General features: G+C 66.7%; 12 protein-coding genes. 5 read left to right on the forward strand and 7 right to left on the reverse strand.

What is annotated here, in order from left to right:
- Positions 1–4: 4 nt before the first annotated feature.
- The 6 genes from osmF to gatC form a co-directional block, all read right to left on the reverse strand.
- Complete coding sequence (osmF, locus tag RV045_RS13470) at positions 5–1,018, reverse strand: glycine betaine ABC transporter substrate-binding protein OsmF (RefSeq protein ID WP_423236312.1); 1,014 nt, start codon at positions 1,016–1,018, stop codon at positions 5–7.
- Between the two features lie 195 nt (positions 1,019–1,213).
- Positions 1,214–1,606 (reverse strand): 30S ribosomal protein S9, encoded by a 393-nt coding sequence (rpsI, locus tag RV045_RS13475; RefSeq protein WP_423236313.1) that lies wholly within the window; start codon positions 1,604–1,606, stop codon positions 1,214–1,216.
- A gap of 10 nt (positions 1,607–1,616) precedes the next feature.
- The gene (gene rplM, locus RV045_RS13480) at positions 1,617–2,045 is read right to left on the reverse strand and encodes a 50S ribosomal protein L13 (RefSeq protein ID WP_423236314.1); all 429 of its coding nucleotides are present in this window, start codon (positions 2,043–2,045) and stop codon (positions 1,617–1,619) included.
- A gap of 231 nt (positions 2,046–2,276) precedes the next feature.
- A complete protein-coding gene (gene gatB / locus RV045_RS13485) occupies positions 2,277–3,833 on the reverse strand; it encodes an Asp-tRNA(Asn)/Glu-tRNA(Gln) amidotransferase subunit GatB (protein ID WP_423236315.1) in 1,557 nt (518 codons plus the stop codon).
- Positions 3,830–5,389: an Asp-tRNA(Asn)/Glu-tRNA(Gln) amidotransferase subunit GatA gene (gatA, locus tag RV045_RS13490; protein WP_423236316.1), complete on the reverse strand. Its 1,560-nt coding sequence runs from the start codon at positions 5,387–5,389 to the stop codon at positions 3,830–3,832. The genes gatB and gatA overlap by 4 nt, the downstream gene beginning before the upstream one ends.
- A gap of 17 nt (positions 5,390–5,406) precedes the next feature.
- Positions 5,407–5,742 (reverse strand): Asp-tRNA(Asn)/Glu-tRNA(Gln) amidotransferase subunit GatC, encoded by a 336-nt coding sequence (gene gatC, locus RV045_RS13495; protein WP_423236317.1) that lies wholly within the window; start codon positions 5,740–5,742, stop codon positions 5,407–5,409.
- Between the two features lie 179 nt (positions 5,743–5,921).
- Between gatC and RV045_RS13500 the strand changes: the two genes are divergently transcribed.
- The 5 genes from RV045_RS13500 to rodA are packed head-to-tail and all read left to right on the forward strand — an operon-like array spanning position 5,922 to position 11,887.
- Positions 5,922–6,965 (forward strand): rod shape-determining protein, encoded by a 1,044-nt coding sequence (locus RV045_RS13500; protein WP_423236318.1) that lies wholly within the window; start codon positions 5,922–5,924, stop codon positions 6,963–6,965.
- Between the two features lie 57 nt (positions 6,966–7,022).
- On the forward strand, positions 7,023–7,982 hold the full coding sequence (gene mreC / locus RV045_RS13505; protein ID WP_423236319.1) for a rod shape-determining protein MreC: 960 nt from the start codon (positions 7,023–7,025) through the stop codon (positions 7,980–7,982).
- A 3-nt stretch (positions 7,983–7,985) separates the two neighbouring features.
- Positions 7,986–8,495, forward strand: coding sequence for a rod shape-determining protein MreD (gene mreD / locus RV045_RS13510; RefSeq protein WP_423236320.1), 510 nt, complete (start codon positions 7,986–7,988; stop codon positions 8,493–8,495).
- Between the two features lie 33 nt (positions 8,496–8,528).
- Entirely contained in the window at positions 8,529–10,724 is a 2,196-nt protein-coding gene (mrdA, locus tag RV045_RS13515; RefSeq protein WP_423236321.1) for a penicillin-binding protein 2, read from the forward strand.
- On the forward strand, positions 10,721–11,887 hold the full coding sequence (gene rodA, locus RV045_RS13520) for a rod shape-determining protein RodA (protein ID WP_423236322.1): 1,167 nt from the start codon (positions 10,721–10,723) through the stop codon (positions 11,885–11,887). Before mrdA ends, rodA begins: the two co-directional genes overlap by 4 nt.
- A 27-nt stretch (positions 11,888–11,914) precedes the next feature.
- Here the strand turns inward: rodA and RV045_RS13525 are convergent.
- On the reverse strand, positions 11,915–13,077 hold a 1,163-nt coding region (locus RV045_RS13525), incomplete at its 5' end, for a GGDEF domain-containing protein (RefSeq protein WP_423236323.1).

Raw genomic sequence — 13,077 nt, forward strand, 5'->3', positions numbered from 1 at the left:
CGGATCACAGGAAGCCTTTGGACTTCAGGTATTCCGACACCACGGCGCTGGCTTCGCGCCCCTCGACCCCGACCGCGCCGTTGAGCTTTTGCAGCGTCTGCGTGTCCAGCGTGGCAAACACCGGCTCCAGGATGCCGGGGATTTTCGGGTAGGCGTCCAGCACAGCCTTGCGGATGACGGGCGCCGGGGCGTACACCGGCTGCGCGCCCTGGGGGTCGGCCAACACCTCCAGACCCACAGCCGAGACGGCACCGTCGGTGGCGTAAACCGTCGCGGCGTTCACGCCCGAGGTCTGCTCGGCGGCGGCCTTGATGAAGACCGCCGTGTCGTTGCCCGGAAAGGCCAGGATGTTGTCCTGCTTGAGCTTGAAACCGTAGGTGGCCTCGAAAGCCGGCAGCGCGTCGCTGCGCTCGACAAACTCGGCACCGGCCGCGATTTTGAAGGGCATGCCCTTGTCCAGCGCCGCCTTCAGGTCGGCCAGACTGTGCACCTTCTCGCGGTCCGCCAGATCCCGGCGCAGCGCAATCGCCCAGGTGTTGTTGGCGGGCGCGGGCTTGAGCCAGACCAGGCCGTTGGCCGCGTCCAGGCGGCGCACCAGCTCGTAACCCTGCTCCAGGTTGCGCCAGGCGGGGTTTTTCTCGTCGCCCACCATGAAGGCGCCGTTGCCGGTGTATTCGGGGTAGAGATCGATCTCGCCCGCCAGCAGCGCCTCGCGCACCACCTTGGTCGCGCCCATCTGGATGCGGGCGGTGACGGGAATGCCGTGGTGCTCCAGCAGCATCACCAGCATGTGGCCCAGCAGGGCCCCTTCACCGTCGATTTTGGACGCCACGCGCACCGGGCTGCCGCTGGCCGCCGGTGCGGCGCTGGCGGCGGGGGTGGCTGAAGGCGCCGCACTGTCACTCGATGCGGCAGGCGCAGCGGCGTCGCCGCCCGATTTGCCGCAGGCTGCCAGCAGGGCGCTGCTGCCCAAAAGCGCCAGCAGGGTGCGGCGCTGCGTATTGATGGGACATGTCATGGTGAAATCCTGTGGGGCCAGACAGCACGGGAAATCACCCCGGCCGGTTCAGAGAAACAGGCCAAAGCCCGCTTTTGGACCATATCACGGGAGCGGCCATTTCCGCCTGCAGGGCGGAGCATTCCCCTTCGGGCCGTGCTTCAGGCACAAAAAAACCGCTCCGGAGAGCGGTTTTTCCCGGTGCGGCAGGCGCGATCAGCGCTTGCTGAACTGCTTGGCGCGGCGGGCGCCACGCAGACCGACCTTTTTACGCTCGACTTCACGCGCATCGCGGGTGACGAAGCCGGCAGCGCTCAGGCTGGGCTTGAGCGCGGCGTCGTAATCGATCAGGGCGCGGGTGATGCCGTGGCGGACGGCACCGGCCTGGCCGGATTCACCACCGCCGTGGACATTGACCTGCACGTCGAAAGCCTCGACGTTCTCGGTCAGCACCAGCGGCTGCTTGACGACCATGATCGAGGTCTGACGGCCGAAGTACTCGTCGATCTGGCGACCGTTGACGGTAATCAGGCCCGTGCCCTTTTTGATGAACACGCGGGCGACCGACGATTTGCGACGGCCCGTGCCGTAATTCCAGTTTCCAATCATGCTGGGCTCCTTAGATGTCCAACGGCTTGGGCTGCTGCGCGGTGTGGGGATGTTCCCCGCCGGCGTAGACCTTCAGCTTCTTGATCATGGCATAGCCCAGTGGGCCCTTGGGCAACATGCCCTTGACCGCTTTTTCGAGGGCACGGCCGGGGTGCTTGGCCTGCATGTCCTTGAAACGGGTGCCGTAGATACCGCCGGGGAATCCGGAGTGACGGTAGTAGACCTTGTCGTGGGCCTTGTTGCCTGTGACACGGAGTTTGTCTGCGTTGACGACAACAATGAAGTCACCGGTATCGACGTGAGGCGTATAGATGGCCTTGTGTTTGCCGCGCAGGCGACGTGCCACTTCGCTGGCAACACGTCCCAGGACCTTGTCGGTCACGTCAATCACAAACCACTCGTGCGTCACCTCGGCGGGTTTTGCGCTGAAGGTTTTCATGGGTTTTCTGTGGATCAAAACAATGGCAAAACGCGCCGCAGGAGGAAGATTCCGCCGGCCCCCTCGGTGCTGCTTATGCTTCGGCAGCCTCTCGGGTGTTGCGCGCCATGGTGGTCTGTCGGGCGGACCCGGCGTGCAGCCATGATTTCCCGGCCATCGCAGGAAACCGCAGATTGTAGCAGGCCAGGCGGTCTATGTCCGTGATTTTTCGGCGCAAGCGCAGTTCAAATGTCAGCCCAGACGCTCGCGCAGCATCGCATTGGCCTGCGTCGGGTTGGCTTTGCCCTTGCTCGCCTTCATCACCTGTCCGACCAGGGCGTTGAAGGCCTTGTCCTTGCCGGATCGGTACTCCTGAACCAGCTTGTCATTGTCCGCCAGCACCGCGTCCACGATGGACTGCAGGGCGCCGCTGTCGTTCATCTGGCGCAGGCCTTTGGCTTCGATGACGGCGTCCACGCTGTCACCCTCGCCGCTCCACAGCGCGTCAAACACCTGGCGCGCCGCGTTGTTCGAGATGGTGCCGTCCTGGATGCGGGTGATCAAAGCCGCCAGCGTCTGCGGCGTGACGGGCGCGTCGGCCAGGGTGCGGTCCTGCGCGTTCAGGCGCTTGGCCACTTCGCCCATCAGCCAGTTGGCTGCGGCGCGGGCCGCGCCTTGCGCGTGAGCGGGCGAGAGCAGGCGGGCGGCATCGCGGGTGGCCTCGTAAAAGCGGGCCAGCGCCAGGTTCTGCGTCATGGCAGCGGCCGCGTCGCCGGGCAGGCCGTCCTCGCGGGCAAAGCGCTGCGCCATGTCGCCAGGCAGTTCGGGCATGGCGGCGCGCACGCGCTCGATCCAGTCGGACGCGATGACCAGCGGCGGCAGGTCGGGGTCGGGGAAGTAGCGGTAATCGTGCGCATCTTCCTTGCTGCGCATGGCGCGGGTTTCGCCGGTGTCGGGGTCGAAAAGCACCGTGGCCTGCTGGATGGCGTGGCCGTCTTCCAGACTGTCGATCTGCCAGTTGATCTCGTAATCGATGGCCTGCTGCAGGAAGCGGAAGCTGTTGAGGTTTTTGATCTCGCGGCGCGTGCCCAGCGGCCCGCCGGGGCGGCGCACCGAGACGTTGGCGTCGCAGCGGAAGCTGCCTTCCTGCATGTTGCCGTCGCAGATGTCCAGCCAGGTCACCAGCGTGTGCATGGCGCGCGCGTAGGCCACGGCCTGGCGGCTGGAGCGCATTTCGGGCTCGGAGACGATCTCCAGCAGCGGCGTGCCCGCGCGGTTCAGATCGATGCCGGTGCAAGGTCGCCCCTGATCGTCGCTGAACTGGCCGTGGATGGATTTGCCCGCGTCCTCTTCCAGGTGAGCGCGCGTCAGCGGCACAAGGAAAGTCTGACCGTCCACATCGATGAACAGGCGTCCGCCCTGCACCACCGGCAGCTCGAACTGGCTGATCTGGTAGCCCTTGGGCAGGTCGGGGTAAAAGTAGTTCTTGCGCGCAAACACCGACACCGGCGCCACCGCGGCGTTGATGGCCAGGCCGAAGCGGATGGCGTGCTCGACCGCCTGACGGTTGAGCACCGGCAGCGTGCCGGGTAGCGCCAGGCTCAGGGCGCAGGCGTGGGCGTTGGGCGCCGCGCCGTAAGCCGCCGAAGCGCCGGAGAAAATCTTGCTGTGCGTGCGCAGCTGGGTGTGGATCTCCAGCCCGATCACGACCTCGTAACCGCGCACCAGCGGCGCCTGGCTCGACGCCAGCGGGAATTCGGCCGCTGGTGTTGTGGTCGTTGTGATCGTTGTGTGCAGTGCGGCGCTCATGCGGCACTCCCTTCAAAACCGGCGGGCGCCAGGCGGTGCCAGCCCGTGTGTTGCTGCAGCAGGTGCGCCGCGTGCAGCAGCGCGCCCTCCTGCCAGTAGTTCGCCATCAGCTGCAGGCCGACGGGCAGGCCGGACTGCGCCCCCAGGCCCGCAGGCAGGCTCAGGCCGGGCAGGCCCGCCAGGCTGGCCGGCAGGGTGAAAATGTCGGCCAGATAGTCCTGCAGCGGATCGCTGTCCACCGCCTCGCCCGTGTGCAGGGCGCGCGCCACCGTGGGACTGACCGGCCCGGCGATCAGATCGCACTGCGCAAAAGCGGCCTGGAAATCATCAACGATCATGCGGCGCAGCTTTTGCGCCTGCAGGTAGTAGGCGTCGTAATAACCGTGGCTGAGCACGTAAGTGCCCATCATGATGCGGCGTTTGACCTCTTCGCCAAAGCCCTCGGTGCGCGAGCGCGTGTACAGCTCGGCCAGATCGCGCGGGCTGTCGGCGCGGTGGCCGTAGCGCACGCCGTCGAAACGGCTGAGGTTGGAGCTGGCCTCGGCCGGGGCGATGATGTAGTAGACCGGAATCGCCAGCGGCGTGCGCGGCAGGGCGATATCAACCAGCTCGGCGCCCAGGCGCTGCAACTCGGCCAGCGCGGCCTGCGTGGCGGCCAGCACTTCGGGCTGCACACCGTCGCCGAAAAACTCTTTGGGCAGACCGATGCGCAGGCCACCCAGCGGCTGCTGCGCTGTGCCACGCGGGGCCAGCGCGTGCACGGGCTGGGCCAGTTCGGCCAGCCAGTCGGGCACGGGCAGCGGCGCGCTGGTGGCATCGCGCTCATCAAAGCCGCTCATGGCCTGCAGGAGCGCGGCGCAGTCCCAGGCCGTCTGCGCCATCGGCCCCGCCTGGTCCAGGCTGGAGGCAAACGCCACCATGCCCCAGCGCGGGCAGCGCCCGTAAGTCGGCTTGATGCCGGTGATGCCGCACAGCGCAGCCGGCTGGCGGATCGAGCCGCCTGTGTCGGTGCCGGTGGTGGCCGCCAGCAGACGCGCCGCCACGGCCACCGCCGAACCGCCCGACGACCCGCCGGGGATCAGCGGCTGTCCGGGCGCGCTCCAGGGGTTGATGGCTGGGCGGAAAGCCGAATGCTCGTTGCTGCCGCCCATGGCGAACTCGTCGCAGTTGAGCTTGCCCACGCTCACTGCACCGGCCTGCGCCAGACGCTCGACCACGCTGGCGTCAAAAGGGCTGAGATAGCCGTCCAGCATCTTCGATCCGGCCGTGCTGGGCATGCCCCGGGTGACAAAAATGTCCTTGTGCGCCAACGGGATGCCGTCCAGCACGCCGCGCGCAGCGCCGCTGGCGCGCCGCGCATCGCTGGCCCGGGCGGCAGTCAGCGCCGCTTCGGCATCCACGTGCAGGAAAGCGCCCAGATCGTCGTGCGCCGCGATGCGCGCCAGGGCCGCCTGGCACAGCTCGACCGCACTGGTCTGGCCGGACGCCAGCGCCTGGTGCTGGTCCTGCACCGAGGTCAGCAGGCCCGCGGATGAGTCAGAAGAGAAAGAAGTCATGGGGGATTCCTTGGGGCTCATTCGATCACGGGCGGGACGAGGATCAGGCCCTCGCTGCGCGCCGGGGCGTTGCGCAGGTGGGCGGCCAGCTGCGTCTCGCCGTGGGGCGCCACGGTGATCGCGTCGTCGCGCAGGCGCAGGTCGGCCGACTGGCCCGCCAGAGGCAGGCTGGCCGCCAGCGGCGTGGACAGCGGCGCAACGCCAGTGGTGTCCACCTGCTGCATCTGTTCCACGATGGCAAAAAAGGCGTTCATCTGGTCCTGAAGGCGCTGGGACGCCTCAGGTGTGAACTGCAGCCGGGCCAGTTGCGCCAAACGCGACACATCGTCCCTGTCCAGAAGCGAGGCACTCATAAATCTCTCCGCAAAGCACAAAACGGCGGGTCAAAGCCAACGCCAATGGGTTATTATCTCAGGCTAATTTGCCTGTTGGCGGACTGGTTCATCAATGGGCTTCAAGCGCCTTGTTCCAGCCCCGCAGCCTGATCTGGCCTTCACAGCCAACACCCTGTTTTATCACCGGTTTTCGCCCTATGTTTGGATCTTTCCGCCGTTATCTTTCCACCGACCTGGCCATAGACCTGGGCACCGCGAACACACTGATTTACGTGCGCGGCAAGGGCATTGTTCTGGACGAGCCTTCAGTGGTTTCCATCCGCCACGAGGGCGGTCCCAACGGCAAGAAAACCATCCAGGCGGTGGGCCGTGAAGCCAAGGCCATGCTGGGCCGCGTGCCAGGCAACGTCGAAGCCATCCGTCCGATGAAAGACGGCGTGATCGCCGATTTCACCGTGACCGAGCAGATGCTCAAGCAGTTCATCAAGATGGTGCATCCGCGCTCGGTGCTGCGTCCCAGCCCGCGCATCATCATCTGTGTGCCCTGCGGCTCCACCCAGGTCGAGCGCCGCGCCATCCGCGAATCGGCTCTTGGCGCGGGCGCCTCCGAGGTCTACCTGATCGAAGAACCCATGGCCGCCGCGATTGGCGCCGGTCTGCCGGTGTCCGAAGCGTCGGGCTCCATGGTGGTTGACATCGGCGGCGGTACGACCGAAGTCGGCGTGATCTCGCTGGGCGGCATGGTCTACAAAGGCTCGGTGCGCGTCGGCGGCGACAAGTTCGACGAAGCCATCATCAACTACATCCGCCGCAACTACGGCATGCTGATCGGCGAACCCACCGCCGAGGCCATCAAAAAGCAGATCGGCTCGGCCTTCCCTGGCCCCGAAGTGAAAGAGATGGAAGTCAAGGGTCGCAACCTGTCGGAAGGTGTGCCGCGCAGCTTCACGATTTCCAGCAACGAGATCCTCGAATCGCTGACCGACCCGCTCAACCAGATTGTCTCCGCCGTCAAGAACGCGCTGGAGCAGACGCCGCCCGAGCTGGGTGCCGACATCGCCGAACGCGGCATGATGCTGACCGGCGGTGGCGCCCACCTGAGCGACCTGGACCGCCTGCTGGCCGAAGAGACCGGCCTGCCGGTGCTGGTCGCCGAAGAGCCGCTGACCTGCGTGGTGCGCGGCTGCGGCATCGCCCTGGAGCGCATGGAGCGCCTCGGGTCCATTTTCACATCGGAATAAGCTGGCGCCTGCGGGGCGCCTGCGCTCCGCCCACCAGGCCTGTCACCGGGTCCCGCCTTGGATACCCTGCACTCCAGCCCCCCGCCTTTTTTCCGCCGTGGCGCCTCGCCGCTGAGCAAGCTGATTTTCTTCATCGCCTGCTCGCTGGCGCTGATGGTGGCCGACCTGCGCTTTGGCGTGATGCAGCCGCTGCGCTCGCTCGTGGCCACGACCATCCTGCCGGTGCAGCTCGCCCTGAAAAAGCCGGTCGACATCTGGTCGAACTCCACCGAGTACGTCCAGGGCCTGAACCGCGTGGTCAGCGAGGAATCGCAGCTGCGCACCGAACTGGCGCGCATGGCCGAGCAGAGCAACCGCATGGAGCAGATCCTGCGCGAGAACGACCGCCTGCGCGCGCTGCTCGAGCTGCGCCCCAACCTGCCCATCACCAGCCGCGCGGCCGAAGTCATGTATGACGCGCCCGACCTGTTCTCGCACCGCCTGGTCATCGACAAGGGCCAGCTCCAGGGCGTGAAGATCGGTTCGCCTGTCATCACCGAAAGCGGCCTGATCGGCCAGGTCTCGCAGGTCTATCCGCTGACCAGCGAGGTCACGCTGGAGGTCGATGTCTCGGCCACCACGCCGGTGGTCAACGCCCGCACCCAGCAGCGCGCCGTGCTGTACGGTACGGGCGATCTGGCGCGCCTGGATCTGCGCTACCTGCCCAGCAACGCCGACGTCCAGGTGGGCGACCCCTGGGTCACGGGCGGGCTGGACGGCGTTTTCCCAGCCGGGCTGAAGGTCGGGACCGTGATCAGCATCGACCGGCGCGAGAACGCGGGTTTCGCCCGTATCGTGGTCAAGCCCTACGCCAACCTGGACGGCGTGCGCCACGTGCTGGTGCTGGACCCGCGCCAGCCCCTGATCAACGCCCCCGCCGTCCAGCCGCCGCCGCCGGGCGCGCATTCGGTCGCGCAGGACGTGCTGATGGGCCGCCCCGGCACGCCCGGCTCAGCCACCAGCATCGACCAGCCCTGATCCATGGCCCGCAACGAACTGCTCCTGCCCGCCAGCCCCCTGTTCATCTGGGTGTCGCTGGTACTCGCTCTGGTCGCCAACCTGGTGCCGCTGGGCCGCCAGCCGGCCGTGCCCGACCTGTTTGGCATCGTCTTTTTCTTCTGGTGCCTGCACCAGCCGCGGTATGTGGGCGTGGCGCTGGGTTTTGTCGCCGGGATCGTGCTGGACGTGAACGCGGGCTCCATCCTGGGCCAGCACAGCCTGTGCTACGCGCTGCTGGCTTACCTGGCCAGCCTGGTGGACAAGCGCCTGCCGCTGTTTGGCCTGGCGCTGCAGAGCGTCCAGGTGCTGCCGCTGTTTTTCATCGCCCATGTGCTGGTTGGCGGGGTGAGGCTGGTTTCGGGCGGCACACCGCCGGGCTGGAGCTTTCTGCTGGCGCCGCTCTTCCAGGCCCTGCTGTGGCCGCTGGTGAGCTGGCTGCTGCTGATGCCACAGCGCCGCCCTCCCGACCGCGACAAGAACCGTCCGCTATGAAGACCTTCTCCCGGGCCCACCGCCGGGCCACCCATGTTTGATTTCAAGGCCGGAGACGCCGAAGGGCGCATGCACCGCACGCGGGTGTGGGCGGCGCTGGCTTTTGTCCTGTTTGGCCTGGGCCTGCTGGGCTGGCGCATGTACGTGCTGCAGGTGCAGCGCTACGAGGCCTTCCAGCTCAAGGCCGAATCCAACCGCCTGACGCTGGTGCCGATTCCGCCCACGCGTGGCCAGATCGTGGACCGCAACGGTGTCGTCCTGGCCACCAATTTCTCGGCGCAGACGCTGGAGGTGGTCCCTGCGCAGGTCGAGAATCTGGAGCAGACCATCGCCGACCTGGGCCGCATCATCACCATCACGCCACGCGACATCACGCGCTTCCAGCGCCTGCGCCGCGACAGCCGCAACTTCGAGCCGGTGATGCTGCGCTCGCGCCTGACGGACGACGAGGTCGCACGCTTTGCCGCGCAGAAGTTCCGCTTTCCGGGCGTCACGGTGCAGGCGCGGCTGTTCCGCCAGTACCCCATGGGCCAGGTCGGCGCGCACGTGATCGGCTACATCGGCCGCATCAGCCAGCGCGACGAAAAGGTGATGGAGGACAGCTGGACGCCCGAAGACCAGGCCAACTACCGCGGCACCGACCACATCGGCAAGAAAGGCATCGAGCAGAGCTACGAGAAAGTCCTGCACGGCCAGACCGGCTTCGAGGAAATCGAAACCACCGCCTCGGGCTACGCCGTGCGCAAGCTGCGCAGCCAGCCGCCGGTGCAGGGCGAGAAGGTGACGCTGTCCATCGACATCCGCCTGCAGGAAATGATCGAGCGCATGTTCGGCAGCCGCCGGGGCGCGGCCGTGGTGCTGGACCCGCGCAACGGCGAGGTGCTGGCGCTGGTCAGCAACCCGTCGTTCGACCCGAACCTGTTTGTGGATGGCATCGATTACGACAACTGGAACCGGCTGAACACCTCGCTGGACAAGCCGTTGCTCAACCGCGCCATCCAGGGCCTGTACCCGCCGGGTTCGACCTACAAGCCCTTCATGGCCATGGCCGCGCTGATCACCGGCAAACGCACGCCCAACACCACCATCATGGACCGGGGCGTGTTCGTCTTTGGCAACCACCGCTTCCGCAGCGTGGAAAGCCACGGCCTGGGCGCGGTCAACATGACACGCGCCATCATCAAATCCAGCAACGTCTACTTTTACTCGCTGGCCAACGAGATGGGCGTCGATCTGATCCACGACCAGCTCTCGCGCTTTGGCTTTGGCCAGCGCAGCGGCATCGACCTGCGCGGCGAGCTGAAGGGCGTGCTGCCTTCGACCGAATGGAAGCGACGCACCTACCGCCGCCCCGAACAGCAGCGCTGGTTCGCCGGGGAAACCATTTCGCTGGGCATCGGCCAGGGCTACAACAGCTTCACACCACTGCAGGTCGCCAACGCCGCGGCCATTCTGGCCTCAGGCGGGCTGCACCACGAGCCGCGCATCGGGCTGTCGCTGACTGACCCGTCCACCGGACGCACGCAGGCCATCACCAGCCCGGCGGTCGATCTGAAACTGCCGGCTTACGGCGTCAAGCTGATCAGCCAGGCCATGTATGGCGTGACACAGACCGGCACGTCGACCCAGGTCTTCCGGGGCGCACCCTACCGCAGCGCGGGCAAGACCGGCACGGCGCAGGCCGCTGACGTGGGCAAGAACGAGAAATACAACGCCGCGCGCGTGGCCGAGCGCAAGCGCGATCACGCCTGGTACATGGCCTTCGCGCCGCTGGAAGCCCCGCGTGTGGCGGTGGCCGTCATCGTCGAGAACGCGGGCTTTGGCGCGCTGTCGGCTGCGCCGATTGCACGGCGCATTTTCGACTACGTGCTGCTGGGCCGTTACCCCAATGCCGCCGATATGGCCGCCACACAACGCGGCCGCAGCGGTGCCAGCGGGGGCTACATCCCGGCGGATTCCGTGCCACTGCCGCAGGAAACGCAGCTGGCCTCGATGCCGGTCGTCACCACCGCCTCGGGCGATGTCGCCCTGAGCGACGCCCCTGACCAGGCACCGGTGCCCGTGGCACCCGACACACCCGGGCCCTTCCTGCCGCTGAGCCACGCCCTGCCGCCCCACCCCGGCGTACCGGGCGCCAGCGGCAAGGCCGCGCACAGGGCCACGGACAAAACAGCGCCCCATACGCCCAAACCGCCTGTCGCCGCAGGCCGACCCGGAGCCCGGCCATGAGCAGCGCCCTGCCCTCAAACCGCCACTGGGCGGACCGCCTGCGCCACACGCTGATCGGCTTTGATTTCTGGCTGATGCTGGCGCTGATTGTGCTGTGCACGGTCGGTCTGACCATCATGTATTCGGCCGGTTACGACAACGGCGAGCGCTTTGGTCAGCAGAGCCGCAACATGGTGCTGGGCGCCATCCTGATGCTGGCGATCGCGCAGGTGCCGCCCGCGCGGCTGATGCAGTGCGCGCTGCCGCTCTACGCCCTTGGCGTGCTGCTGCTGCTGCTGGTCATGGTGCCGGGGCTGGGCATTTCGCGCAAAGGCGCGCTGCGCTGGCTCAATGTCGGCTTCACCAGCATCCAGCCCAGCGAGCTGCTCAAGATCGCCATGCCGCTGATGCTGGCCTTCTGGTTCCACAAGCGCGAGGGCGCGAAAACCCTCTTCGATTACGGCATCGCCAGTGCGCTGCTGCTGGTGCCGGTGGCGCTGGTGCTCAAGCAGCCCGATCTGGGCACCGCGCTGCTCATCCTGGCGTCCGGCCTGTATGTGATGTTCTTTGCCGGGCTGTCCTGGAAGCTGATCATCCCGGTGATCCTGCTGGCGGGGGTGGGCATCACGGCGCTCATTCTGGCCGGAGATGACATCTGCAAACCCGGCGTCGACTGGGTGGTGCTGCACGATTACCAGAAGAACCGCGTCTGCACCCTGCTCGACCCCAACAACGACCCGCTGGGGCGCGGCTTTCACACCCTGCAGGGCATGATCGCCATCGGCTCAGGCGGGCTGCACGGCAAGGGCTTCATGCAGGGCACGCAGACCCACCTGCACTTCATCCCCGAGCGCACCAGCGATTTCATATTCGCGGCCTTCAGCGAAGAGTTTGGTTTCACCGGCGTGATGGTGCTGCTGGTGATCTACCTGTGCATCGTGGCGCGCTGCCTGTACATCGCTGCCGTGGCGCCCACGCTGTTCTCGCGCCTGCTGGGCGGGGCGCTGGGCCTGGTCTTCTTCACCTACGCCTTCGTCAACATGGGCATGGTCAGCGGCATCCTGCCCGTGGTGGGCGTGCCGCTGCCCATGGTGAGTTATGGCGGCACTGCCATGGTGACGCTGGGCATGGGCATGGGCATGCTGATGTCGATTTCCACCAGCCGGCGCCGCTTCGACAGCTGAAGCGCAGACGCCCGGCCCAGCGCGCTTTCAGCAGATGATGCTGGGCAGCTCATCCACAGTGCTGCAAGGCACAGTGGTGGTCTGCGCATCAAAGCGTGGGGCCGACACGCCGGTCGCAAGCCCGTCGGCCACGACGCAGTTGCGGCCCTGCTTTTTGGCCTCGTACAGTGCCGCATCGACGCGGTTGAGCAGCCCCAGGTAGTTTTCGTCAAAGCGCGCTTCGGCCACACCGAAGCTGGACGTCACCGCAACCCCCTTGGGCCAGGCAGCGGTGCTGATGCCCATGCGCAGGCGCTCGGCCATGGCGTTGAGCGTCAGCAGCGAGGCGCCGGGCACGAGAATCATGAACTCCTCGCCGCCCCAGCGCGCCACACGCTGGTCAGGGCGCAGCTGGCCTTCCAGAATGGCCGCCATTTTGACCAGCACATCGTCGCCCACCGAGTGCCCGTGGCTGTCGTTGATGCGCTTGAAATGATCCACATCCAGCATGATCAGCCCCATCGTCGGTCCGCCCTGCGCCAGACGGTCCAGCAGCGCCTGGATGTCCTCCTGAATGCGCCGCCGGTTGAGCAAACCCGTCAGGCCGTCGGTTTCGGCCGCCCGGCGCAACGCCGTGGCCACGGCCTCGGTCTGGATGTGGCGGGTGCGCAGCGCCGAAAACGCGATCAGCACCGCCATGTAGACCGGCTGCGACAGCAGCGAGGTGATGACCAGGCGCCCCACATTGGTGCGCACGAGGTCCGGCAGCAGGATGAACACCGGCACGCAGGCCGCTGCGATGTTGGCGATGAACAGGAGCACGCACCAGCGTATCGCCTTGCGCGTCTCGAACAGGAAAAACACGATCATGAAGGGCAGCGGCATCCACAGCACGATGGGCGCAATGAAATAGATCTCACGTCCCAGCGGCTGCACCTGCAGCCCCAGAAAGAGCAGCACCGGCAGCAGCACGGCCAGCGAGCCCACGGCCACCTGGATCCACAGCTCCTGGCGCTGCGGCGCCACCAGCATCAGCACCGTGGTGCCGCACAGGATGATGGCGTTCATGGGCAGCAGGGCGCGCGTCACCGGGTTGATCTCGGTGAACATGCCCATGACCCACAGGAAGAAGAAGACCGCCGCGCCCATGGACATCATCCACATGAACAGTCGCCGCGTCAGCCCATGGATGAAGCCCGCTTCGCCGTTAT

The sequence above is a fragment of the Amphibiibacter pelophylacis genome, from assembly GCF_037688875.1.
In the GTDB taxonomy this organism is placed as follows: Bacteria; Pseudomonadota; Gammaproteobacteria; order Burkholderiales; family Burkholderiaceae_C; genus Amphibiibacter; species Amphibiibacter pelophylacis.